Annotated in this window: 28 protein-coding genes; 5 read left to right on the forward strand and 23 right to left on the reverse strand. The window is 41.5% G+C overall.

Going from position 1 to position 22,264, the window contains the following annotated elements:
- Positions 1 to 11: 11 nt before the first annotated feature.
- Complete coding sequence (locus tag IGI76_RS12070) at positions 12 to 1,316, reverse strand: PTS sugar transporter subunit IIC (protein ID WP_015510115.1); 1,305 nt, start codon at positions 1,314 to 1,316, stop codon at positions 12 to 14.
- 171 nt (positions 1,317 to 1,487) lie between these two features.
- Here IGI76_RS12070 and IGI76_RS12075 point away from each other — a divergent pair, with 171 nt between their 5' ends.
- Positions 1,488 to 2,189: a GntR family transcriptional regulator gene (locus IGI76_RS12075; protein WP_074536019.1), complete on the forward strand. Its 702-nt coding sequence runs from the start codon at positions 1,488 to 1,490 to the stop codon at positions 2,187 to 2,189.
- 53 nt (positions 2,190 to 2,242) lie between these two features.
- On the opposite strand, the gene IGI76_RS12080 is transcribed toward IGI76_RS12075, so the two are convergent.
- The 4 genes from IGI76_RS12080 to IGI76_RS12095 all read right to left on the reverse strand — a co-directional run bounded on the left by IGI76_RS12080 (position 2,243) and on the right by IGI76_RS12095 (position 6,900).
- Positions 2,243 to 3,007 carry a serine hydrolase gene (locus IGI76_RS12080; protein ID WP_231435085.1) on the reverse strand — a complete coding sequence of 255 codons (765 nt, stop codon included), beginning with the start codon at positions 3,005 to 3,007 and terminating at the stop codon, positions 2,243 to 2,245.
- A 36-nt stretch (positions 3,008 to 3,043) separates the two neighbouring features.
- Positions 3,044 to 3,955 carry a C40 family peptidase gene (locus IGI76_RS12085; RefSeq protein ID WP_231435086.1) on the reverse strand — a complete coding sequence of 304 codons (912 nt, stop codon included), beginning with the start codon at positions 3,953 to 3,955 and terminating at the stop codon, positions 3,044 to 3,046.
- A gap of 21 nt (positions 3,956 to 3,976) precedes the next feature.
- Entirely contained in the window at positions 3,977 to 5,050 is a 1,074-nt protein-coding gene (locus IGI76_RS12090) for a dipeptide epimerase (RefSeq protein ID WP_231435087.1), read from the reverse strand.
- A 188-nt stretch (positions 5,051 to 5,238) separates the two neighbouring features.
- Positions 5,239 to 6,900 carry a peptide ABC transporter substrate-binding protein gene (locus IGI76_RS12095; protein ID WP_231435088.1) on the reverse strand — a complete coding sequence of 554 codons (1,662 nt, stop codon included), beginning with the start codon at positions 6,898 to 6,900 and terminating at the stop codon, positions 5,239 to 5,241.
- Positions 6,901 to 7,609: 709 nt separating this feature from the next.
- On the opposite strand from IGI76_RS12095, the gene IGI76_RS12100 reads away from it, so the two are divergent.
- A complete protein-coding gene (locus IGI76_RS12100) occupies positions 7,610 to 7,945 on the forward strand; it encodes an antibiotic biosynthesis monooxygenase family protein (protein ID WP_074536028.1) in 336 nt (111 codons plus the stop codon).
- A gap of 74 nt (positions 7,946 to 8,019) precedes the next feature.
- On the opposite strand, the gene IGI76_RS12105 is transcribed toward IGI76_RS12100, so the two are convergent.
- The 16 genes from IGI76_RS12105 to rpsP form a co-directional block, all read right to left on the reverse strand.
- Positions 8,020 to 8,793 (reverse strand): hypothetical protein, encoded by a 774-nt coding sequence (locus IGI76_RS12105; protein WP_231435089.1) that lies wholly within the window; start codon positions 8,791 to 8,793, stop codon positions 8,020 to 8,022.
- Between the two features lie 158 nt (positions 8,794 to 8,951).
- The gene (locus IGI76_RS12110) at positions 8,952 to 9,179 is read right to left on the reverse strand and encodes a hypothetical protein (protein WP_005229082.1); all 228 of its coding nucleotides are present in this window, start codon (positions 9,177 to 9,179) and stop codon (positions 8,952 to 8,954) included.
- Between the two features lie 178 nt (positions 9,180 to 9,357).
- A complete protein-coding gene (locus tag IGI76_RS12115) occupies positions 9,358 to 9,819 on the reverse strand; it encodes a GAF domain-containing protein (RefSeq protein WP_015510123.1) in 462 nt (153 codons plus the stop codon).
- Between the two features lie 179 nt (positions 9,820 to 9,998).
- A complete protein-coding gene (locus IGI76_RS12120; protein ID WP_231435091.1) occupies positions 9,999 to 10,646 on the reverse strand; it encodes an NAD(P)H-binding protein in 648 nt (215 codons plus the stop codon).
- Between the two features lie 136 nt (positions 10,647 to 10,782).
- The gene (locus tag IGI76_RS12125; RefSeq protein ID WP_231435092.1) at positions 10,783 to 11,208 is read right to left on the reverse strand and encodes an Rrf2 family transcriptional regulator; all 426 of its coding nucleotides are present in this window, start codon (positions 11,206 to 11,208) and stop codon (positions 10,783 to 10,785) included.
- Between the two features lie 191 nt (positions 11,209 to 11,399).
- The gene (locus IGI76_RS12130) at positions 11,400 to 11,804 is read right to left on the reverse strand and encodes a VOC family protein (protein WP_005229066.1); all 405 of its coding nucleotides are present in this window, start codon (positions 11,802 to 11,804) and stop codon (positions 11,400 to 11,402) included.
- 260 nt (positions 11,805 to 12,064) lie between these two features.
- Positions 12,065 to 12,784: a response regulator transcription factor gene (locus IGI76_RS12135; protein WP_174273013.1), complete on the reverse strand. Its 720-nt coding sequence runs from the start codon at positions 12,782 to 12,784 to the stop codon at positions 12,065 to 12,067.
- Between the two features lie 100 nt (positions 12,785 to 12,884).
- On the reverse strand, positions 12,885 to 13,898 hold the full coding sequence (adhP, locus tag IGI76_RS12140; protein ID WP_005229064.1) for an alcohol dehydrogenase AdhP: 1,014 nt from the start codon (positions 13,896 to 13,898) through the stop codon (positions 12,885 to 12,887).
- Positions 13,899 to 14,242: 344 nt separating this feature from the next.
- A complete protein-coding gene (locus IGI76_RS12145) occupies positions 14,243 to 15,019 on the reverse strand; it encodes an aminoglycoside phosphotransferase family protein (protein ID WP_142968782.1) in 777 nt (258 codons plus the stop codon).
- Between the two features lie 127 nt (positions 15,020 to 15,146).
- Entirely contained in the window at positions 15,147 to 15,494 is a 348-nt protein-coding gene (rplS, locus tag IGI76_RS12150; protein ID WP_002357176.1) for a 50S ribosomal protein L19, read from the reverse strand.
- Positions 15,495 to 15,660: 166 nt separating this feature from the next.
- A complete protein-coding gene (trmD, locus tag IGI76_RS12155) occupies positions 15,661 to 16,407 on the reverse strand; it encodes a tRNA (guanosine(37)-N1)-methyltransferase TrmD (protein WP_231434844.1) in 747 nt (248 codons plus the stop codon).
- On the reverse strand, positions 16,397 to 16,921 hold the full coding sequence (gene rimM / locus IGI76_RS12160; RefSeq protein ID WP_231434845.1) for a ribosome maturation factor RimM: 525 nt from the start codon (positions 16,919 to 16,921) through the stop codon (positions 16,397 to 16,399). The genes trmD and rimM overlap by 11 nt, the downstream gene beginning before the upstream one ends.
- A gap of 155 nt (positions 16,922 to 17,076) precedes the next feature.
- On the reverse strand, positions 17,077 to 17,901 hold the full coding sequence (locus IGI76_RS12165; RefSeq protein ID WP_438781585.1) for a hypothetical protein: 825 nt from the start codon (positions 17,899 to 17,901) through the stop codon (positions 17,077 to 17,079).
- A gap of 86 nt (positions 17,902 to 17,987) precedes the next feature.
- Positions 17,988 to 18,245 (reverse strand): hypothetical protein, encoded by a 258-nt coding sequence (locus IGI76_RS12170; protein ID WP_005228919.1) that lies wholly within the window; start codon positions 18,243 to 18,245, stop codon positions 17,988 to 17,990.
- A 113-nt stretch (positions 18,246 to 18,358) separates the two neighbouring features.
- The gene (locus IGI76_RS12175) at positions 18,359 to 18,604 is read right to left on the reverse strand and encodes a KH domain-containing protein (RefSeq protein WP_005228918.1); all 246 of its coding nucleotides are present in this window, start codon (positions 18,602 to 18,604) and stop codon (positions 18,359 to 18,361) included.
- A gap of 11 nt (positions 18,605 to 18,615) precedes the next feature.
- Positions 18,616 to 18,891, reverse strand: a complete 276-nt coding sequence (gene rpsP, locus IGI76_RS12180; protein WP_005228917.1) for a 30S ribosomal protein S16 — start codon at positions 18,889 to 18,891, stop codon at positions 18,616 to 18,618.
- Between the two features lie 254 nt (positions 18,892 to 19,145).
- On the opposite strand from rpsP, the gene IGI76_RS12185 reads away from it, so the two are divergent.
- On the forward strand, positions 19,146 to 19,697 hold the full coding sequence (locus IGI76_RS12185) for an NADPH-dependent FMN reductase (RefSeq protein ID WP_005228916.1): 552 nt from the start codon (positions 19,146 to 19,148) through the stop codon (positions 19,695 to 19,697).
- A gap of 85 nt (positions 19,698 to 19,782) precedes the next feature.
- Here IGI76_RS12185 and IGI76_RS12190 read toward each other — a convergent pair whose 3' ends face one another.
- Positions 19,783 to 20,316 (reverse strand): dihydrofolate reductase family protein, encoded by a 534-nt coding sequence (locus IGI76_RS12190; RefSeq protein ID WP_438781587.1) that lies wholly within the window; start codon positions 20,314 to 20,316, stop codon positions 19,783 to 19,785.
- Positions 20,317 to 20,329: 13 nt separating this feature from the next.
- Positions 20,330 to 20,899 (reverse strand): DNA-3-methyladenine glycosylase I, encoded by a 570-nt coding sequence (locus tag IGI76_RS12195; RefSeq protein WP_231434847.1) that lies wholly within the window; start codon positions 20,897 to 20,899, stop codon positions 20,330 to 20,332.
- A gap of 100 nt (positions 20,900 to 20,999) precedes the next feature.
- On the opposite strand from IGI76_RS12195, the gene IGI76_RS12200 reads away from it, so the two are divergent.
- Both IGI76_RS12200 and IGI76_RS12205 read left to right on the forward strand, forming a co-directional pair.
- Positions 21,000 to 21,386 carry a GntR family transcriptional regulator gene (locus IGI76_RS12200; RefSeq protein WP_005228910.1) on the forward strand — a complete coding sequence of 129 codons (387 nt, stop codon included), beginning with the start codon at positions 21,000 to 21,002 and terminating at the stop codon, positions 21,384 to 21,386.
- Positions 21,383 to 22,264: an ATP-binding cassette domain-containing protein gene (locus tag IGI76_RS12205; protein ID WP_015510136.1), complete on the forward strand. Its 882-nt coding sequence runs from the start codon at positions 21,383 to 21,385 to the stop codon at positions 22,262 to 22,264. Before IGI76_RS12200 ends, IGI76_RS12205 begins: the two co-directional genes overlap by 4 nt.

Raw genomic sequence — 22,264 nt, forward strand, 5'->3', positions numbered from 1 at the left:
TCAAAACTCCTTTATGCAACTTCATTGGTCGTACGATTCATTACCAAAACAAAAGGTAGATAGATCAAAATCGCCACGACAATACAGATAACTTGCGTGATCACAGCCCCGATATCCCCAGCAGTAGCTAGATAAGCATTGACGATCGGTGGCATCGGCCATGGGACCATTACCACCGCTTTAGCGGCAAAGCCTAGACTTGTCGCCACGTACCCAATCGTTCCTGTTACTAACGGTGTCAGGATAAAGGGAATCGCCAAAATGGGATTCAGCATAATTGGCATGCCGAAGATCACTGGCTCATTGATATTGAAAATCCCAGGTGCTAATGACAATTTAGTGATTTGGCGCATGTCCTCTCGTTTACCGACGATCAAAATCGCAATCAGCAAACCAATCGTCACGCCAGAGCCACCCATACTCATATACATATCCCAAAACGGCATCGTAATGATATTGGGTACTTCTTTTCCAGCTTCAAAAGCTTCCGTGTTGACGGCGATCGCTGCCAGCAACAATGGTTCTCGAATGGGTTTGACCATCTGGTTCCCATGAATCCCGATGACCCAAAAGACTTGTGCGATAAACATCAACAACAAGATGCCTGGTAAGCCTTGGACGATTCCTTCCAGTGGTCGTTGGACGACATTGTAGATGATATCGTAGGCATACATCCCTGTGAGTGCTTTGATAGCAAAACCAGCGGTGGCGATGATGGTCACGGTGAAAATCGTTGGAAACAATGCCGAAAAACTTGCCGAAACATTCCCTGGAACACTATCAGGCATCGTGATCTGCAGCCGTTTTTGTCTTCCTAACCACGCATAAAGCTCGATGGAAACGATCGCAACGAACATGCCTAAAAATAGGCCTTTCGTGTCAGTATATTGCTTAGCCAGCACGTTTTCGGCAACCACCGTCGCATCTTCGTGCAAAAATTCAAAGATCATTGGATTAACAGAAAGATAAGACATCACTGCGATGATTCCTGGAAAGACCCCAGAAATCTTATTTAATTTTGCTAGCTCAATCCCAATCAGAAACACTGCATAGATCGTTAAGAAACTCAACGTCACATAACTGACCGCAGATGAGATCGGTTTTAAACTTTCTAAAAAGCGCAGTGCCTCGATTTGTGCCAATCCATTTTCAGCATCAAAAACCATTGCTGAAAATAATGTACCAAACGCCCCTGTAATGATTACTGGAATCAAAGCAGCAAAAGCATTTTTAATGACCATGATGTAGCGTAAATTGTTGATCCTATTGGCAAACTTTCCTAAAACGTCAGCGAGTCGATCCATAAATCCTTGCATAAAACTCCCTCCTATACCCCTATTCTTCAATTGTTAGAAAACGATTACATTACAAATGTAATTCATTTCCTGAAGAATGTAAACGCAGGAAAAGCCTTCAAAACAGGGTATGTAAAGCTCCAAGTTTACATACTTCGTTTTATCACTTATTATTATTTTGAGGTGAAGCAAATGGCGAACTACCATGACATCGCTGCCGATTTACGGAGCAAAATCAATCACGGGTTTTACGAAGAAGAGAAAAAATTGCCGAAGCAATCCGAACTGGCTGCGGATTATCAAACGAGCCGCGTGACGATTCAAAAAGCATTGAATATTTTACAAATGGAAGGCATTATTTACGGTAAAAAAGGCACGGGTACGTTTATCAGTGATTCCTATTCAACCTTCGATTACAACGCCAAGATCAATCGTGGGCTGACCAAGCGCCTTGGAGAGACAGGAAAAATCACCAGCAAGATCATTTCTTTTGCCATTCTTTTTCCCGATGAGAAAGAACAAGAAAAACTAAAAATTCGCAGTGACCAGCAAATTTATGATATCGTTCGTCTGCGTCTATTTGACGATATACCCGTGGTTTTAGAATATACCATCATGCCGCTTCATGTCATTCCTGGCATTACCGAAGAAGTCTTATCCTCTTCCGTCTATAGCTACATCACAAACCAACTCCACTCCTCGATTGGAACATCTGTCCGTCGTATCAAAGCGGATCGCGCAGACACCTATGACCAGCAATACTTAGCTTGTGCTGCCACCGATCCCATTTTAGAAGTTGAGCAAACGGTTTACCTCGGCGATGGGACGCCTTTTGAATTTTCCCAATCACGGCACCGCTATGATATGGGGGATTTTATTGTTGTAAATAATTAATACGCTGCGGATCGAGTGCCTCTGAGTGAGGATCGATACGCAGCGCATTTTACTTAAAAATATTGCTGATAAACTGTTTGACCAATTTCTCTTAGCCAACTGATCCCTTGACCACTACCGGTTTTATCATAGGAAAACGCCGCAATGATGACCGTCGTTTCATTGGCTTGTAAATACGCTACATCGTGTTCGATGCGGTCAAGACGGCCTGTCTTATTAAAAATGCGGCAAGCAGGCTGCGCAGTTTCCGCAAAATTTCCCGCTAATCCTTCTTGAAATTGCTGCTGATTTAAAGGTGAAAATCCTAGTGCAGCTTCTTCTCGTTTAACACACCTTAGTAGTAGTTTGGCAGCCGCCGAGGGGGTCAAGCGGTTCTCTTTGTCTTTGATCGGTCGCATCATATACCGTTCAAATTGAATCTCTGGCTCCTGAATCCAGGCCTGAAGCGTGGGCAACCCTACTAAGTCCAATAGTACATTGGTCGCAGTATTATCAGATACGGCGATCATCGCCGTGAGAAGCTCACTGATGGTCCAACCTTTCTTCTGAGGAAAAAGACGGATCACCCCAGCACCCCCTGTCAGATCAACGGCGTTCACACCGATCAGCTGTTGCGGATCGATTTTTTCTTCGATAATCTGTTCAAGATAATAGGCATACAAAACAAGCTTACTGATACTCGCTGCCGAAAACGACTTTTGACTCTGATAGTCAATGAGACATTCCGTTGGCGTACCGATCCATAAACCCATTTCCAAGGTTGTCTGATAGTTTTTTAGAATAGGCTTAATTGCTACACGCAAGTCATCTTTTCCCATCAAATGCCCCTTTCCTTACGTTCATGAAAAGAATGTTCATGAGCATTCCTGTGATTCATTCGGCTGGTTTTGCCAATAACGCGCCACAACTGCGAGCTCTGGTTCATAATTAGAGCCAGTGATTTTGGTTTTCATGACCCGCGATCCGGGTGTTCTTGAATGAATCATTTCATCATCTCCCAAGTACAGCCCAACATGATGGACTTCGCCTTTTCCTTCTTCATAAGCAAACAGCAGCAGGTCCCCTGGTTGTGCCTGACTGTAAGGTACGGTGTTTGCTTGTTGTGCTTGCTCGATCGTATCACGGGGGATCAAAATACCATGAAGTCGATGCAGCGAATACATGAATCCAGAACAATCAAAGCCACTGCCGCTAATGCCTGCCCAGACATAGGGCTGGTTTATAAATTGTTCGGCTAAAGCAACCATTTTTTCTGGGAGCTTTGCCCATGTATCCGATAGGTCGTGTGCAAAAGCTTTAGCAATCGTTGCTAGTCCATTAGGCGTAGCCACTTGATAGGAATCTGCGGTTTCCCCAACAAGTGGTAAAACTGTTCCAAAAGAAACGAGTCGTGTGGTCGAGTCAAAAACAAGCACGGCTTCTTTTGCAATCACACCAATCCTTCTTTTAGCTGTTGCATAATCTGGTGGCAATGGCTTCAATACCTCGTTCGGCAGATAACCGGGATACCCGAGTGGGTGTTTATTGCTTATTTGATCCAAGACGATCACATGTGACCAACCATCCGTTTGGGCGATGACTTCTACTATCGTCCCATATAATACTTCGGAGTCCACTAAGCTTTCCTGGTAAAGCCGCATCGTATCTTCATCAGTCAAAAAAGTGTGCAGCGCTTCTAAAGGAAATGCTTTGATTTTTGCTAGTACTTTGTTTTCTTTGGGTTCCTTCCATAAGAAGGAAGAGCCAGCCTGAACAATTTGTTTCATCTTTGCTCCTCTCATAACTGTTTATTCGTTGATTCCTAGCCCGATGCGTTCGGTGACGCTCAAGCTTCCTGGACGCTGAAGAATCCCTTGTGTTTCAGGGGAAGTCGTTTGGGTCTCCCACATAAAAGGAACATCCAGATCATAAAATTGGACATCAGACATCCCCAAAGCAAAATGGGCGGCTGCCGCCATTCCCCCATACCCTTCAATCATCGAACCGACCATCACCGGCACTTGATGCTCTTTTGCCAAGTGATAAATTTTTTGTCCCTCTTTGATCCCGCCGCTTTTCATCAATTTAATGTTCAAATAATTGCAGCAGTTTTCAGCAATCAAACGCTTGGCATCCTCATAGGAAAAAAGACTTTCATCGGCCATGATTGGAATCGTCGTACGAGCAGTCACATAGCTGAGTCCAGCAAAATCATGGGCTTTTACTGGCTGTTCAACAAACTCGATCGGAATGTCTTGCCATTGGTCTAAAATCTGCACCGCTTCTTCTTTGGTCCAGCCTTGATTCGCATCGATTCGAAAGGGGATCTTTCCTGCCAAGCGTTCATTGATGCGGCGAATTTTCGCAACTTCCTCTTCGATCGTTCCTGCCCCTAGTTTGATTTTCAAGGAGCGAAATCCCGCCTGGACTTTCGCTTGGGCATCATGCAGCATCTGCTCCTGTGAGCCAACACTGATCGTATAGTCGGTTGTCAGTGTATTGGCAGAACCACCTAAATAGCGATAAAGAGGCAAGTTTGCCGCTTTTGCCAGTGCATCATGCATCGCGATATCAATCGCCGCTTTTGGGCTCGTATGATGCTGGATCAACGCATGAAGCTCATCCATTACTAGCAATTGGGCATCTACCTTTTTGCCTAACAGGAACGGGGCAAAGACCGTTTCGATATCTTTTAAAATACTTTCTTTTGTATCACCGGTGATCACTTCGGTAGGTGCTGCTTCTCCGATGCCAACGATCCCATTATCAAAAAAAAGCAGCACTCGAATCACTTCGACGGCGTGCACCTCTCTGAGGGCCGTTTTAAACGGTGCATTCAGCTGGATCGGAATTCGTTTGGTTTCAACTGCTGTGATTTTCATTGGTGTTCCTCCCAAAAAGAAAAACAGTTCTTATCTAGCTAAAATGAATACGTCATTGTTCGCTGCTAGAAAAAGAACTGCTTTATTCCTTGTTATCAAGTTGCTAAACATTCTAGTAACGTTTTTCTCGTCTGCTGCCCTCTTTGGCGAAGTCAGACAATGAATAGACAAAAGGAGCTTTTTTCTCCTTATTCTTCGACAAAGACATTTTTATAATCATAGGCCGCGCCAACACTATGAACGATGAGGCCTTTGATTTTTGGCGACCGTAGATGTGCTTCAGCACTTTGGAAGAGTGGAATAACGCCTAAGTCGTCGTTTAAGATTTTTTCTGCTGCTACCATATTTTCCCAACGAGCTTCTGGATTGTTAGCATTTTCATTGGAGGCTTGTTCGATCAATTGATTGTAGTCATCATTTAGCCACTTTCCACGATTATAGGAACTGTCTTTTTTGAACAATTCCAAAAAGTTGATTGGATCTGCATAATCCCCGATCCAGTTGTTCATGACCATCTCAAAATCGCCGCTATTTGAACGATCCAAGCGCACAGAAAATGGAACGTTTGTGACTTCGACAGTCAGCCCATCCAGTGTTTGCTGCAAGGTGCCTTGAATGTATTCCGCCATTTTTTTCGATTGGTCGGTATCTGATGTCAATAGTTCAAAAGACAATGTATCGATACCCAGTTCAGCTTTTGCCTTTTCCCAATATTCTTGGGCTTTTTCTTCGTCAAAGGCTAACCTGGTTGCCGCATCCTCGACAAAATCAGCCTTTGTCTCTGGATTGAACGCTAGGTCAGAAGGAACAAAGCCGACAGCTGGTAAGGAGCCGTTGCCTAAAATATTGTCAACGATTTGTTGTCGATTCATACTATACGAAATTGCTTGGCGCAGATTCGCATTTCGAAAAGGCGAATCTTCTGGTGCTTGATTCATTTCTAAATACTGAGTGGTTGCACTAGGCTGAACAATGTAATCAGGATGATTCACATTCTGCATCGCCAATTCACCGCTTAAAATAATGTCATCGGCTTGTCCGCTTTCGTACAAGTTATAAGCGGTCGATGAGTCTTTCACGACATCAAAGTTAATTGTTTCAAGTTTGACCGAATCGGCATCCCAATAATCGGGATTTTTCGCCAATGTCCATTGGATGTCGGTGCCTGGTCCAGCATAATTGGTCAATAGGAATGGTCCATTGTACGCCGCGTTTTCACTGGTTAAGGCATATTGATCACCAAACTCTTCCACGACACGCTCGTTCTGCGGGAAGAAGGTTGGAAAAGCCAGTAAAGATAAAAAGTAAGGCGTCGGTTTTTCTAACGTGATTTTCAATTGATAATCATTGACTGCTTCGATCCCTAACTCGCTTTTATCTAGCGTCCCATCTGAAATAGCGGCAGCGTTTTTAACGGGTGCCAGCATATAAGCATAATTGGAAGCAGTGGCTGGATCAACGGTTCGCTGCCAGCTAAAAACATAATCAGCTGCAGTAACTGGATCGCCATTGGACCATTTTGCCTCTTCTCGCAGTGAAATGGTGTAAGAAAGCCCATCTTCACTAACTTCAGCGTCTTCACTTGCACCAGCGATCACAGGAACATTGTTTTCATCTAAGCGATAAAGACCTTCATAGGCGTTGTTTAACGTGATAAAGCTGTAAGAGTCGGTTGCTAAAGAAATATCTGCACTGCCCATCTCTGCCGAAAATTGCACATTGATCACTTGCTCTGCAGAAGAAGCTGCTGATGAATCCGTCTCGTTATCTTGATTGCCATTTTGACAAGCTGCTAAAAATAAGCTGCCTAGTAACACAAGCGATACTGCATATTTGCTACGTTTCCCCATTTCTACTCATCCCCTTCTAACATTCAGATAATTCAAAAAATTCTGTTTGTTGTACCGAGTTTACCGCATGTTTATGCAGCCTGTCAATTTAACACGACCAAAAAATGTAAGAGGTTACACGGTTGTGTCAGAAACGCTCTTCTGAATGTAAAAAGTAGAAAAGAGCGACTTTATGCTGAATATCGTTGAAAGGAGTCATGCCAAGAAAGCATACAAAAAAGTCCTGATCTTCTAGTAATCAGAACTTTTGATACTTTCTTATACATCATTTCGCAGGTAAAATGGATAAAAAAACTTTCTTAATTTTCCTTTCCTTTCACACAAAAAAAGAAGACATAAATTTCGTCTTCATAGCGCTTTCTCAGAACCTTCCCACTTTTTTGCCTTTCAACTCAAGGAGTAAAAGAAATCTCCTCAGAAAGTAAAAAAAACGTATCTATTTTAAAATGGGAGTGGTACACTAAACAAACGAAGAGTATTGCACGTGAGAAAAGAAAGACTTCCCCAAGTATCCATTTTCTCCAATACTCTTCGGACTCTTCAGTACGTATATTAATTATACGTACTTTTTTCATTTGTTCAAGGCTTTTGAAAGATTTAATCAAAAAGTGAAAATCGATAAAAAAGTAAAAATCCCCACGCTAATTGACAATGATTCTCAATTAGCGCTATACTAAATGAAATCACTCACAGTCAAAGGAGGAATTTCATGTATATCCGTACCGTCGCATTTGAAGTCATTCCAGAAGGCAAAGACATCTTTCTTGCTAAAATGAAAAAAGATACCGCCTCAATGAAAACATTCGCTGGGTGTCACTCTGCTGAAGCTTGGTTTTCAGAATCAAAAGACAGCCTCGTTTTCCAGTTGGTGTCAAAATGGACTGAGAAAAAAGCATTTCAAGCTTGGTTAAAACGCCCTGAACATCTGCAAAAGCACCGAGAGGCGTATCGAGCAGAAAAGGAAGGAACTGCAAAACCGAGCCTTGTTTTGTCCAAAACAGGTCAAGAATTTGTCTTGATCGATGAAGAGCCTACTCCTAGTTAAACGATACGAGCGATCCACCAAAGCTGATTCCGTTCGCTTTGGTGGATCGCTTTCTTGTTCAGTATCTCTCTTTTCTATTCCACCGTTCGCTCGTTCAGGGTTCTTCCTTGCTGATCTTTTAATTGAAGCCAGCCATTGGTCCCCCCATAGTAAAGAAACATGCCGACCTCATTGACACTTTTTAATACGACGTCTTCAATCGTTCGTCCCTCTTTGATCGCTGATTGATTCTCTTGCCGTATCTTTTCTGCTAATCGAGCTGAAAAGCCCACCGAGCCGTCTTTGTTCAAAGGGACCTCTTGACGCAAGGTAGCGCCTTTTTCAATTCGAACCTCGTTGCGTTTCTGCCAATAGACCGTTGCTGTACTTCCTTGATAATCCACCATAAAGGGTTCATCTTGTAATTCTTTTGACCAATTATGACGAGGCTTGCCCCCTTTTTTCACCGCTTTCGTTTCCTTTTTACTGGTGGATACATACCCCAGAAAATCGATCAAGCAATCAAATGATTCCGCACAAACAGCGACCCCTTGTTGCAGTTCCTGTGGAATCACGATAGGTGCGTTGGAAGCATTGGACAAATGATATTTCTCTTGGTAATAGGCTGCTAAGTATGGCGCCATGATCTCCCAAGGTGGTGTAAGGATCATTAAGCGATCATATTCTTGCTTGTCATCAAATGATTTCTCATCTGCTACTGATAGTAATTGGCCTTCTTTTATGGCTAAGAGGACGGTATTGTCTTTTGTTTCAATAAGTTTTCCTTTAACAATTTGCAGTTGCCCTGCTTCCTTCGGCAATTCAAAAAGCATCTGTTTGTCATCAATGACCGTTTTTTCTAATTCCATTTCGCTCCCTGCTTTCTGCTAGTTTCTCGCCCATTATAGCATGCATTTTTCTACGCAGCGGTGTCCAAGAATCAAAAAAAGAGGCTGCTTCCAAGAAACAGCCCCTTTGTTAAGGGAATTGGTTTACGTGCATGGCTTCGTTTGATTGGGATTAACCCTTAGCTAGAAAAGCATTCAACCAATGCTGGTTGATAGATCTCGTTGTATTTTGCCACAACTCGTCCACAACGTTCTTCAAGCTCGTCATGATCGGTCTCTTCATAACGGATCACATGCAAAACGGCACAACGTTCCATTTTTCTGACCACTTCTCCGATAACGCGGCTTTCTAAGCCAACTGGTTTACATTCATATGCTTTACCTAATACAATTGTTTCTGCTTCCATAATGCGCTCCTTACTACTCATTTCTCTAATTGTATTATCATCTTATCATCTAATTCTAATAAAATAAAGCGATATGCATGTCCATTTAAAACAAAAATGAAAAAAGTGCCCATTATTCAATGAACACTTACTTTTTAAACATTATATTGTTTTTTACTAATTATTAAGAAATAACGATTTACTTACGACTCGCTACTAGGATCGCCGCAAATTCTTCCAGATATTTCTGATCGATCTCATCATAGCTGTTCGTTTTGCCACTATCGATATCCAACACACCAATCAATTGATCATCAGCTATCATGGGAACAACGATTTCAGACATAGCTGCCGAGTCACAAGAGATATAGTTCTCATGTTCTTTGACATTCGGGACGATCAATGTCGTTTGTTTTGCCGCTGACTCTCCACAAACCCCTTTGCCCATAGTGATTCTGGTGCAAGATACTCTTCCTTGGAACGGGCCTAAGATCAGTTCGCCTTCTTCAAACAAATAGTAGCCGGCAAACACCGTATCTTCCAATGTTTCATTTAATAAAGCAGAAGAGTTTGCTAGATTAGCGATCCAATTACTCTCTGCTTCTAATAATCCTTTTAATTGCAGAAGCATCAATTCATACGCTTCGATTTTTTTATTCATTTTCTCACCTCTGTCCTTGATTATAAGCAAAGACAGAGGATTTGTCTTGTCTAAATTACTGAGTATGGGAAACAATAATGTGAAAAAAGAACTGTTGCCTAAAATAGCCTATCCATCCACTCGTACCAATAGTCAACGCTACTCATAGCATTTCCTTCTCAGTCGTCTTTGAAAACTTACTAGGCATCAATCACAGTAAAGCGAGTGTTTTCATGTTGTACTGTTTCGATCTCATCGATAATTGCCTTAGCTAACGTACCGCTAGATGTCACCGATTCCTTTTGTTCGTTGAATAGTAAGTGATCTTTCCCTAAAATCGCTGGTTTAGCTGGTCCTTCTTGAAAGACATTCCCAGGAGAAATCCCCACCCAAGGGACATTTTTGACTGTTTCTAAAAAGAGATATTCGTCTAGCTGATTTTCTGGAATCGCAATCCAACTTTCGCTTCCTGGTGCTTTTTTCAACTCAGAGAGATTACGTTCCCCCGCTTCATTGAATAAACTGCCGGCTCCTAAGATGAAGAACAAACGAGTGTTTTTTTCTCGAAACAGGTGCACTAATTTTGCTGCCATATCCACATGCAAGTAAGCTTTGTCAGGACTTGTCGCAAACGCGTCAACAAGCACATCAAAGTCACTGAGCTCTTCTTCTGTGAGAGAAAAAGCATCCTTTGTAAGTGTTTTGACCGTTTCACCAAGTTGTTCTTTGGCCTTCGCTTCATTTCTCACGATAGCAGTCACTTCGTGTCCTCTCTGTACTGTTTCTTGATAAATTGCTGAACCTGCATTCCCTGTTGCGCCAATAATACCGATTTTCATAATGATCATCCTTCCTACTTTTGTTTTTTTCAAAATAAGTTGTTACTAATCAAGTTACAACTAGAGTATAAAAGAAACTTTCTTCCCTGTCAAGAATTTGCCTAGCAGGTGAAAGTTCTTTTTTACAGCCTTCCATGTGACTCTTTTAATGATTGGCTTCTACTTGAATGCCGTCAATGATGGATTGCAGCGAGATAGCGCTCATTTCCTGCTCAATTTTCTTTTGCAGCACATCGTAAGTTTCCTCTAATACCGTTTGGATATTCCCCCCAATCAAGCAATTGGGATTGGTCTTTTTGTCCGCATGTAAAAGATGCTGATCTTTTTCAACACTCGCATAGATGTCCAACAAAGAAATCTCATATGGTTCCTTCGTTAGTTTAGGGTTTGGTTTTCCTCTTTGGCTTTCGATCAATCCTGAAATACGCAGATCACTCATAATCCGGCGAACATAAGCAGGATTCGTTTCAACACTCTGGGCGATCCGATCACTTGATAGATCAGTTCCTTTAAAGAGGTGGATGTAAGCGAGGATGTGAATGGCGTCGCTGTATTTCGTTGAATATTTCACTTCGTCTCCACTCCTTTTTCTTGTATCATACCTCTTTTTTCAAATTTAGACAAAGGGTACTGACCAATCTTACAAAACTCGAGGATCCCGTCAAGAAAAAGCAGCCCTCAAAAAGTTAGCACAAAAGCCTAACTTCTTGAGGGAACTGCATACTGAACCATTTTTTTCCTTTTATTTAAACGAGCACTTTACTAATAGCCTTTCATCCAAGCAGACTCAATCTGATTGCCGTCAGGATCAACGATTTCATAGCCGACCATCATGTCCTCTGGAATCCCCATATCAACTTGGAACGACTGTCCACCATTTTCTTCAGCAATTTTCGCAAAATTCTTTGCTTCTTCTGGTGTGTCAAAACTAAACGCGATCAATGCGCCACTCGTCTTCTTTGTATCTGCAATACTTCTACCATTTAGAAATTGTTGGTAAAACGCATGTTCTAATAGCATTAACCAAATCGATTCACTCCAAACCATTCCACTGCTGGTCTCGTTTGAGAACTCTTCATTTTTTACAAACCCCAGCGCTTCATAAAAGGATGTTGCACGTTTGATATCAGTGACAGGCAAGTTAATAAACACCATTTTGTTCGCCATTTTCTTGCTTCCTTTCTTTGGTAAGCTGCACTGCTGAATCCGTTCTCATTATAGCACCTATCGGTTCATTCACAAAAACATCAGTCTTTGTCCTCTGCTGCTAGTCTGAAAAACCTGATCCAAAATTTTTTTCAAGTAAAAAAGACCTTGCACGCATAGGCCTTTTAGCTTTTCTCATCTATGAAAAAGTAACTTGATAAGCATTAGCAAAGAATCATGTTTTCGCTAATACAATCAGCCCAAACTACTTTATTTAATACTCAAAGCTCAAGTCTTGAGTCGATCACGGTTACTTTCCCACGATAAATTTTTCGATACTCTTTGGGCGTATAAGAAGTTGCTTTTTTAAATTTCTTACTAAAATAATTTGGATCATTGAATCCTACTCTAACAGAAATTTCACTGATTGATCGATCACTTGTTGAGAGTTCTTTTTTGGCAACTTCAATACGATAAATCATCAAGTATAATGAAAAGGTCATTCCTAATGTATTCTTGATCAAACGGCTGGTGTGATACCGACTTAAATGCAGATGATCTGCTAAAGTGTCTAACGTAATATGTTCTCTATAATTTTCATGAATATAGCGCAATATCTTATGTCTTAAAGAAAGCGAAGGAGAAGCTTCATTGTTTTTCTCGACGTGCAGCAAGGAAATCTGATTGATGGATTGAATCCCTCGGTCCAATGCATAAACAAAATCATTGGTGATCGGTTCGACCAAATAATCGATCAAGTCGTAACGCAACGCTTTTTGAGCGATAGCAAAGCTTTCTACTACAGAATACAAAATTGCTTTTGCATTCGGGTAAAAAGAAAGCAATTCTTTGTATAATTCAAAACAGTCTTCTTCGCCATCCGCATTGATCACTGCAATGTCAACCATCTGCTCAAGACAGGTACGCTGAAGTGCTTTTTTCGAATCAACCATTGGAAGCAAGATGACATTTGGGAAATGACGATCAATCAAACGAATCATCTCGCTAACTGCTCTTCGCTCTTCGCTGTCAATGATCAATAAATTACACACGAAATTTTCTCCTTCGCTAAAAATTCATAGTTGATTTCTCTATTTTCGTTTATTTTTCTTGAAAATCAATGACCATCCGTCCTTTGATTTTTCCAGAAAGCATTTCATCAAAAATATCGTTAATCTCTTCTAACTGACGCATGACAACTTTAGGAACAACTTTTCCTTCCGCTGCAAATTGGAAAGCTTCTGCTAAATCAGTTCGTGTTCCAACAAGGGAACCGACAATCTTAATCCCATCCAATACAAGTCGAGGTATGTTCAAGTCCATGCTTTCTGGTGGGAGACCGACCGCTACAATCGTACCGCCCGCACGAACAGCATCAACAGCAGAATTGAAGGCTGCTTTTGAAACAGCTGTTACTACGGCTGCATGTGCGCCTCCGGTTGCTTCTTGAATGATTTTTGCCGCATCTTCTTTCGCAGGATTGATTACAAGATCAGCGCCATGATCTTTTGCGAAGTCCAACTGTTTGTCGTTGATGTCGATTCCAATCACTTTTGCATTAAAGACATTTTTAGCATATTGTAAGGCTAGGTTTCCTAGTCCCCCTAAACCATAGATGGCGATCCATTGACCTGGTTTAATGTCAGAAACTTTTACCGCTTTATATGTGGTTACACCTGCACAAGTAATGCTGCTGGCTTCAGCAGAACCTAAGTCCTCTGGAACTTTCACTGCATAGTCAGCTACAACGATACATTCTTCAGCCATACCACCATCTACAGAATAGCCGGCATTTCTAACCGAACGGCATAATGATTCATTCCCGTTCACACAGTATTCGCATGATCCACAGCTTTCATACAACCAAGCGACACTTGCACGGTCACCGATCGCTAGAGAAGTAACATCATCACCGATTGCAACCACTTTACCGATTCCCTCGTGTCCGAGTACGATCCCAGATGCATCTCCAAAGTCGCCATCTTTTACATGCAAGTCAGTATGGCAGACACCGCAACACTCCATTTTCAATAATGCTTCATTCGGACGAAGCGCTCTTAATTCTTTTTCCTCGATTTTTACAACCTTATCTTTAGATACTACAGCTGCTTTCACAAAGACACCTCTTTCAATTCGATTAAATAAAGAACTTTCTTTTATTTGTGAAGTAATTAACTAACGCATAGAGGTCAGCAATAGCTAGATAAAAGAAAGTTCTCTATCGAGAAGATTACCATAGAAATCATCAAAAAAAGGGGAATTTATTGCTTTTTTTCTGTAATCATTTATTAGAAAACAATAATGAAATCATTCAAAATTTTTTCTTTATTTCCAGATTACATAAAATTAAAAATTAAAAAGATAGAGATAATTCATCTATATAAATAACAATCGTTTCAATAAAAAACACCAAGACGATCTGATAGAAGACTGTAGGATGATTTGTACTCACTGTTCTTCTATTCTTCTATTTTTATCCCTTCGATGACTTGCGATTTATTTTCTTTCAGGCGCTGAATGTCATATTGGTATTTAGCAAGATGTCCCTCGTCAATGTTTTTCTGAAAATTTCCATTCCCTTCTTCTCCTTTTCTACTCATAAAAGCAACTAGTGCACAAAGGCGGTCGATCAAACAATCGACAATCTGTACTCTGTCATTATTGGACAGCCGATAAGTATCCACAAAAAGTTTCAATCGATGGCATTGTGTTTCACTCAGACGACTGTTCCCATCAAAATACAAGGGTACCCAGCGGTACGCAGCATAAGAAACATCCCATAACCTGCTTCCTGGCCTTACTGTGTCAAAATCAAAAAGCCCAAAAGGCTCCCCATCCACGATCGTCATATTATACGGAGCAAAATCATTGTGGCACATCACCTCTGTCGGACCAGAGTATTCCAGCATCCACTGTTCCTCACCAGTTAGCCTTTCCAGAAAACCAACACTTCGATCATGAAAATCTCTTAATCGTTCAGCTACCAAACAAAGAACCTCATCAGTATAAAGTTCATCCGGCAATGGCTGATCATATACCTCCCCTGGAACAAAAGAAACTAACTCATGTTCTTCCTGATCAAACCCTAATGGTTTCGGCACATAATTTATCTGCTGATCTTGCAAAAAACGTAAAAAGCGTTGGACGTCCTTCGACCATGGAACCTTTGGCCGTCTGACGAACTCCTTTTCGATGATTATTTCTTCTCGTCCAAGATTGTTATTTCTTTCATTCAATAAAACCCCTCCTATTTGTATAGTCGTTTCTTCATTTTATCACAACGAATAGAAAGTTTTTTCCATCTCAGACAAAAGAAAAAAGCCCTTGAAATCAAGGGCTTTTGCTTCATCTGATAATAAATGATTAACGACGAATTTCTTTGATACGAGCTGCTTTTCCGTGTAATGCACGCAAGTAGTACAATTTTGCACGACGTACTTTACCGTAACGAACAACTTCGATTTGTGCAACACGTGGTGTGTGCAATGGGAAGGTACGTTCAACACCTACACCGTTTGATACTTTACGAACTGTATAAGTTTCGCTGATACCAGCACCGCGGCGTTTGATGACAACACCTTCAAATAACTGGATACGTTCGCGAGTTCCTTCGACAACTTTCGCGTGAACGCGAACAGTGTCCCCAGGACGGAAAGCTGGGATGTCAGTACGTAATTGTTCTTGAGTTAGTTCTTGAATCAATGGATTCATGTTTATCATTCTCCTTATTCCCAAACATTCTTAAAGCATGAAAGCTCCAGCGGAACATCGTAATAGTTGAGTTTACACTCACTGAAATATCTTACCACAGTCGACCATAGGCTGTAAAGAGAATTTTCTTGTCATGGCACAGAATATCAAAAAAACTGGCACTATTTTACTTGCCAGTCTTCGCTTCGTCTTCAATTTCTTTTAAAAGCTTCTGCATTTCAGCGGTCAGCGGATAAGTTTCCAGCATATCTGGACGTCGCTGATACGTTCGGCGCAATGATTCTTTTAATTGCCACTGCTCGATCAATTTATGATTGCCATTCATCAAAACTTCCGGCACTTTCATGCCTTTGAACTCTGCCGGGCGTGTATATTGCGGATGCTCTAATAAACCAGTGGAATGAGAATCAGTTTGTGCGGAGGTTTGATTGCCCAAAACTTCTGGTAATAGCCTGACCGTCGCATCGATCATGACCATTGCCCCCAATTCGCCGCCAGTCAAGACGTAATCGCCCAGTGACACTTCATCAGTGACCAATGAACGGATTCGTTCATCATAGCCTTCATAGTGACCGCAAATAAAAACAAGGTGCTCTTCAGTAGAGAATTCTTCCGCCATCTTTTGATCAAAGGGTTTTCCCGCTGGGTCTAATAGGATCACACGCTTTTTCGTTTCTGGTGTCGCTTCTTCGATCGCTTTGATATTGTCATAGACAGGTTGGACTTTTAATAACATTCCTGCTCCGCCACCATAAGGATAGTCATCCACTGTTTGATGCTTGTTGTCGGAATAGTCACGGAAATTAGAGACGTTGATTTCTAACAGTTCCTTTTCCCGTGCTTTACCGATGATCGATTCTCCAAGAGGCCCTTCAAACATTCGTGGAAATAGTGTCAGCACATCAATTCTCATCGTCTAACAACCCTTCTGGGATCTCAACGATGACCTGACCATTTTCAAGATCGATGGTATGAACAACAGATTCGATATAAGGAATCAAGGCATCCTTCTTCCCTTTTCGCTGTACCACCCAAACATCATTGGCGCCTGGTGAAAGGATCTCTTTGACATTACCAATGACTGTGCCATCCTCTTCGACGACTTCCAGACCAATAATTTCATGGTAGTAAAACTCATTTTCTGCTAGATCCACCAAATCATCCTTGGTAACTTTTAAAATGCCGTTACGAAACGGTTCAACGTCGTTTATGTTGGGATAGCCCTCAAACGTTAACAAATCAAAATTTTTATGTTTGCGATGACCTGAAACAATCAATGGTAATGGCTCTTTATTTTCACGAAAAAGTGTCAATTCAGCCCCTTTACGGTAGCGTTCTTCTGGAAAATCCGTTTGTGATATCACTCGTACTTCTCCACGGATCCCATGTGTATTGACGATTTTCCCTACGTTTAAATATTCTGTCACGTTCGTTCCCCATTTCTTCTAACTTCTGTTCTATTTTAGCATAGCAAAGTAGCGAATTCTAGCCGTTTCCTAGCGCCCTCTGTTTTCCTCAAAATCATCGCGCGAAAAACACCCCTTCGACGCTTGATCAAAGGGGCAATGTCCTAATCTGAAACTTATTGTTTCATTGAAACGGCCATTTCCAATGCTGAACGTGCATCTTGATGTTGTACCGTTCGAAGGATCGTTTCTTGTTGCCAGACCACGGTAGTTGCTGTATGGTCATTTTTTCCCATATCGATAGTGATTTGACCGACCTCAGGTGCTGGAAGCATGGCTTCTTCTAGATACGCTACCACTTCTTTAGCAACCGGCACAGGATCTTGTTCCTCTTGGTTGACTGCTCGAACAGTCAATGACCAATTTCCTTCTTGCCAACTTAAATAACTGGAGCCAGCAGCTCCTTGCATATGCCCAGTAATGCCATATCCGAGATCAACGGCTTGTCCGCCATCATCCGCTGTTACATTGACCGCTGCAGCAGCTTCATCCGCTGATTGATACTCTTTTGATTGAAAAGCAGCAAGCGGTGTTTCTTCGTTCAAAGCCTTGTCATTGAGAGACAATTGCTGATCAAGTCCATAATAAAGAATCGAGGCATCGGATTGACTGCCAGCTGTGGCAGCATTCAACACTTTACCCGAAGCAAGCGGAACGTCCTTTGGCAAGACAAGATCAGGGAATACCGCTTGTATTTGGCTATAGATGTCTGTGGTGCTACTCGTATTTGAAGAATCCTCAGAAACCGCCTGACTAGTCGATGCAGTTGATTGACTGGTTTCTGATTGACTACTTTTTTGTGTTTGGGTACTTTCCACCATAGTCGTTGCTGTTGTTTCAGCTGTACTGGCTTGACTGGTTTCTTGGTCTTTTTGATTATTACAGCCAGCCAAGGTTCCAATCGTTAGCAGCGTAACAAATAATCCTAGTTCTTTTTTCATGATGTTCCCCTCCTTATACAAAGGATACCCCTCAATAAAAAAAATGACAAACAAGTCAGATTGTCTGTCATTTTTTTGTTGATTTTTTAAAGATTTGTCACCCAATTTTGCAGTGATTGAAAGCCATCCTTGATCCATTGCCAAACTTGATTGGCGATCGTCGATAGGTCGCCCCAACGAAAGTTTTGTGTCCATTGGTTCAATTGCGTCATGATCTCCTCACGATAGACCCAAATCAAAAAAAGTAGTAGCAAGATCCCTAGCGTTCGCCAAAGAAAAGAACCGATTTTATAAATAAAGACGAGAATCAAAAGAACAACGATCCATGCGATTAGTTGAGACATACAAGCACCTCCTCATTTTTGATTATCTCAAAACCACCTTTTTTTGTCCTCCATCTTAAGCATGAATTTTACAAAAAAAGCATTCCTCAAAGAGAAATGCTTTTCATTCTTGCTTATTTACCATCAATGATATTCAAACGAACTTTCTTTGGTCCATTTGTCCGTACACTGTAAACGATCGTTCGAATTGCTTTGGCAACCCGCCCCTGTTTACCGATGATACGACCAATATCTTCTGGTGCCACAGTAAGATTATATTCCAAGAAATCATCTGACTCTACCAGCTCAAGCTTGATATCCTCAGGTTTGGTAACAAGTGGTGAAACGATCGTTAAGACTAATTCTTGCAAATCTTTCATCCAAAGTCACCTTATTTCTTAGTGAATTTTGCTTCGTGGTGTTTTTTCATAACGCCTTCTTTAGAAAGGATGTTACGAACTGTATCTGAAGGTTGCGCACCTTTAGATAACCAATCAAGAACTAGATCTTCTTTGATTGTTACTTCAGCTGGGTCTAGTAAAGGATTGTAAGTACCAACTGTTTCGATGAAACGTCCGTCACGAGGAGAACGTGAATCTGCTACGACGATACGGTAAAAAGGTTTCTTTTTAGAACCCATGCGTTTTAAACGAATTTTTACTGCCATTATTTACACCTCCATTGATTTAATCACAAGAGCTAGTTTAACAGGTTTTTCTGATGGTGTAAAGAGTTTTTTCTTTACAGCAGAAAAAAGTTTTTCTTTCCTGTTTTTTCGGCATGGTTATCTTTTGCCAGAATGAATCTGGACGCGTATCATGAATACTAGAGAAACCTTTTTAAGAACAAATCGTTTTATTTGCACCATTCACTTACTTTTGGTAAGCTAAATGAGTAGAAAACAACAAGGAGGAATTTTACATGACAAAAAAAATTGGTTTTATCGTCGGCAGCTTGCGGGAAGGTTCTTACAATAAACTCGTAGCGAAAAAATTCGCATCATTATTACCAGAAGGTTTTGAAGCATCTTTCATCGAAATCGGCAACTTGCCTTTTTACAATGAAGATTTGGAAGTTGAAGGAAAAGTTCCTGCTGAATGGACAGCATTTCGGGAAGCATTAAGCGCCGTTGATGGTGTCTTCTTCTTTACACCAGAATACAACCGCTCTGTTCCAGCAGCCTTGAAAAATGCTTTAGACGTTGGTTCTCGTCCTTACGGTGCGAGCAGTTGGGGTGGCAAACCAGCATTAGTCGTCAGCGTTTCTCCAGGAGCGATCGCTGGATTTGGTGCGAACCATCACTTGCGTCAATCATTAGTCTTTTTGGATATGCCTACTCTACAACAACCAGAAGCCTACATTGGCGGTATCACAAACTTGATCGATGAAAACAATGAGATCAACCCAGATACAGTAAGCTTCTTCGAAACGATCCTTGCAAAATATATTGAATTCTTTCAACGATTCAACTAATGAAGAATCCATACAAAAAGACCAAGAAACTCGTCACTGAGCTTCTTGGTCTTTTTTCACTGTAAAGAATAATCGTTTGCGCTTTTTACTCGCTGCCTGACACAGACTTTCGGACAAAATGAAGCTCTGTCAGTTCCCCCATCTGTTTTGTTTCAACAAACGTCAAGCGTCTCGAATATTCCCCCGGTTCAAACAGTCGCTTGCCTTCTCCTAAAAACACCGGCGCGATTTGAATAAACCATTCATCGATCAAATCAGCTTCCAGCAATGGTTTTAATAGGGAACCCCCACCCACTACCCATACGTTTTTCTCTTGTTTCAATGCTGAAACAAATGCAACTGGATCCGATGCCACTAGGATTGCATCCGGCAGCGGTTCTTTTCGGGTATGGGAAAAAACATAATTTGTCGTTTCAGGATACAACGGTCCCTCATCCATCAGTTTTTTCGCTTCTTGATAGGTTTTTCTTCCCATCACGGTCGTGGCGATAGTCGCAAAAAATGCTTCATAGGTCGTGGCGACACCGGTATCGGTTTGAAACAGCCAGTCCAGTTGATCCTTCAGACCTGCTAAATAGCCATCGAGGCTGATCGCACCATAGAATATCACTTTTCCCATTATGCTCGCTCCTTTATTCTTTGTTTGCTGCTGATGTTCGACAAACACAAGTGACTAAATGGTCGTTGACCATGCCGACAGCTTCCATAAAGGCGTAAATAATGGTCGTTCCGACAAATTTAAACCCTCGCTTTTTCAAATCTTTCGCTAGCTGATCAGAGATTTCCGAATGGGTCGGTACATCGGATTGCTGCTCAAATTCATTAATGATCGGCTGATGATCGACATATCGCCACAAGAATGTGGAGAAACTACCATATTCTTGCTGGATTTTTAAAACTTCTTGGGCATTGCTGATCGCCGCTTCAATCTTTCGCCGATTGCGGATGATGCCTGGATTCATCATCAGTTCTTCCACTTTTTCTTCCGTATAGTTCGCTACTTTGGTGATTTCAAACTGATCATACGCCGCATCAAAATTCGCCATTTTATTTAAAATCGTTTGCCAGCTCAACCCTGCTTGATTCATATCTAACACCAATTTTCGAAACAACTGCTGATCCTCATACTCAGGTTTCCCCCAGATTGTATCATGATACTCCTGCATTGCTGGTGTACTGTTGGCCCACTCACATCGTTCCATTGTCCTCATCAGCTCCTTTTTGTTTATTTTATCATAAAAGACTTTACTTCCACTATTGTACTACGTATACTAGTACACATAAATGAAAGGAGCTGATTTTGTGGTTCGCATTAACAAAGCCAGCAGCAAACCTTACTATGAGCAATTGGTTTTAAGTATCAAAGAAGATATTCTGAACGGTGTTCTAACCGCTGGAGACCAAGTACCTTCGGTTCGTGAAATGGCCAAGCACCTGTTGATGAATCCAAATACCGTCAGCAAAGCCTACAAAGTATTGGAAAATGAGCAAGTGCTTGTCACCATCAAAGGAAAAGGCACCTTTGTGAAAGTTACTGAGGATCTGCCACGCGATGAGATTCGGATCTTACAAGTGAAAGAACGTTTGAAAGAATTGGTGATCGAAGCACGCCATTTACAGATCAGCATGCGTGAGCTGAGCGATTGGATGAATGGCTTTGAACAAGAGTTAGGAGGCGATCCACAGTGAAGATCGAACATGTGACCAAGAAAATGGAACAAACAATTATCTTAGAAAACGTGAACTTCTCTTTGGAAAAAGGAGAACTCGTAGGATTGATCGGCCGCAATGGTTCTGGGAAAACCACGTTGTTTCGGACGGTCGCTGGACATTATTTACTAGATGATGGCGAGATTTCGATCGATAACCAACGCCTGGATCAGCACCCGGAATTAAAAGAACAGCTTTTTTATATCGATGAAAAAGAAAACTTTCTGGCTGCCTACTCGTTAAAAAAAATCAATCAATTTTATCGGCTTGCTTATCCAAATTTTGATCAAAATCTTTATTTAGAATTGATGCAAAGCCATGGTCTGCCGCTAACGCTTTCTTACCGGCGAATGTCAAAAGGAATGCAAGGTCTTTATAAGATGATTCTAGCGATCGCTTCAAATGCGACGTTCTTACTGTTAGACGAACCTTTTGATGGGCTTGATGTGATCGTCCGTAAAAAAGTGATCGGACTATTGCTGGAAAGCCTCAGCGAGTCGAATCGTACCGCATTGATCGCTTCCCATAATCTAAATGAATTAGAGCATATTATTGATCGTGCCTTGTTGATCAAAGGGAAAACGATTGAAGGAGACTACCGTTTGGAAACGATTCGCGAACAATCTCGCAAACTTCAACTCGTCTTTCGCAGCAAGCAGATTCCTCCCCTTATCAAGCAGCGCTCCAAGCTGATTCAAAAACAAGGTCGAGTCTTGACCGCTTTGTTTGACAATTACACAAAAGAGCTGGCGGCTGAGATCCAGCAGCTTGACCCTTTGGTTTTCGAAGAATTGCCCTTGACCTTGGAAGATCTGTTTGAAGCAAATTTACGACAAGAGGCATTAGTGGAAGGATAG

The organism is Enterococcus sp. DIV2449a (assembly GCF_051711225.1).
GTDB classification, from domain to species: domain Bacteria; phylum Bacillota; class Bacilli; order Lactobacillales; family Enterococcaceae; genus Enterococcus_D; species Enterococcus_D casseliflavus.

Excerpts from the sequence above, each read along its gene's own strand:
- IGI76_RS12070 (WP_015510115.1), bottom strand. The coding sequence starts at position 1,316 with ATGCAAGGATTTATGGATCGACTCGCTGACGTTTTAGGAAAGTTTGCC.
- IGI76_RS12075 (WP_074536019.1), top strand. The coding sequence starts at position 1,488 with ATGGCGAACTACCATGACATCGCTGCCGATTTACGGAGCAAAATCAAT.
- IGI76_RS12080 (WP_231435085.1), bottom strand. The coding sequence starts at position 3,007 with ATGGGAAAAGATGACTTGCGTGTAGCAATTAAGCCTATTCTAAAAAAC.
- IGI76_RS12085 (WP_231435086.1), bottom strand. The coding sequence starts at position 3,955 with ATGAAACAAATTGTTCAGGCTGGCTCTTCCTTCTTATGGAAGGAACCC.
- IGI76_RS12090 (WP_231435087.1), bottom strand. The coding sequence starts at position 5,050 with ATGAAAATCACAGCAGTTGAAACCAAACGAATTCCGATCCAGCTGAAT.
- IGI76_RS12095 (WP_231435088.1), bottom strand. The coding sequence starts at position 6,900 with ATGGGGAAACGTAGCAAATATGCAGTATCGCTTGTGTTACTAGGCAGC.
- IGI76_RS12100 (WP_074536028.1), top strand. The coding sequence starts at position 7,610 with ATGTATATCCGTACCGTCGCATTTGAAGTCATTCCAGAAGGCAAAGAC.
- IGI76_RS12105 (WP_231435089.1), bottom strand. The coding sequence starts at position 8,793 with ATGGAATTAGAAAAAACGGTCATTGATGACAAACAGATGCTTTTTGAA.
- IGI76_RS12110 (WP_005229082.1), bottom strand. The coding sequence starts at position 9,179 with ATGGAAGCAGAAACAATTGTATTAGGTAAAGCATATGAATGTAAACCA.
- IGI76_RS12115 (WP_015510123.1), bottom strand. The coding sequence starts at position 9,819 with ATGAATAAAAAAATCGAAGCGTATGAATTGATGCTTCTGCAATTAAAA.
- IGI76_RS12120 (WP_231435091.1), bottom strand. The coding sequence starts at position 10,646 with ATGATCATTATGAAAATCGGTATTATTGGCGCAACAGGGAATGCAGGT.
- IGI76_RS12130 (WP_005229066.1), bottom strand. The coding sequence starts at position 11,804 with ATGGCGAACAAAATGGTGTTTATTAACTTGCCTGTCACTGATATCAAA.
- IGI76_RS12135 (WP_174273013.1), bottom strand. The coding sequence starts at position 12,784 with ATGATTCGTTTGATTGATCGTCATTTCCCAAATGTCATCTTGCTTCCA.
- rplS (WP_002357176.1), bottom strand. The coding sequence starts at position 15,494 with ATGAATCCATTGATTCAAGAACTAACTCAAGAACAATTACGTACTGAC.
- trmD (WP_231434844.1), bottom strand. The coding sequence starts at position 16,407 with ATGAGAATTGATGTGCTGACACTATTTCCACGAATGTTTGAAGGGCCT.
- IGI76_RS12165 (WP_438781585.1), bottom strand. The coding sequence starts at position 17,901 with ATGAAAAAAGAACTAGGATTATTTGTTACGCTGCTAACGATTGGAACC.
- IGI76_RS12170 (WP_005228919.1), bottom strand. The coding sequence starts at position 18,245 with ATGTCTCAACTAATCGCATGGATCGTTGTTCTTTTGATTCTCGTCTTT.
- IGI76_RS12175 (WP_005228918.1), bottom strand. The coding sequence starts at position 18,604 with ATGAAAGATTTGCAAGAATTAGTCTTAACGATCGTTTCACCACTTGTT.
- rpsP (WP_005228917.1), bottom strand. The coding sequence starts at position 18,891 with ATGGCAGTAAAAATTCGTTTAAAACGCATGGGTTCTAAAAAGAAACCT.
- IGI76_RS12185 (WP_005228916.1), top strand. The coding sequence starts at position 19,146 with ATGACAAAAAAAATTGGTTTTATCGTCGGCAGCTTGCGGGAAGGTTCT.
- IGI76_RS12190 (WP_438781587.1), bottom strand. The coding sequence starts at position 20,316 with ATGGGAAAAGTGATATTCTATGGTGCGATCAGCCTCGATGGCTATTTA.
- IGI76_RS12195 (WP_231434847.1), bottom strand. The coding sequence starts at position 20,899 with ATGGAACGATGTGAGTGGGCCAACAGTACACCAGCAATGCAGGAGTAT.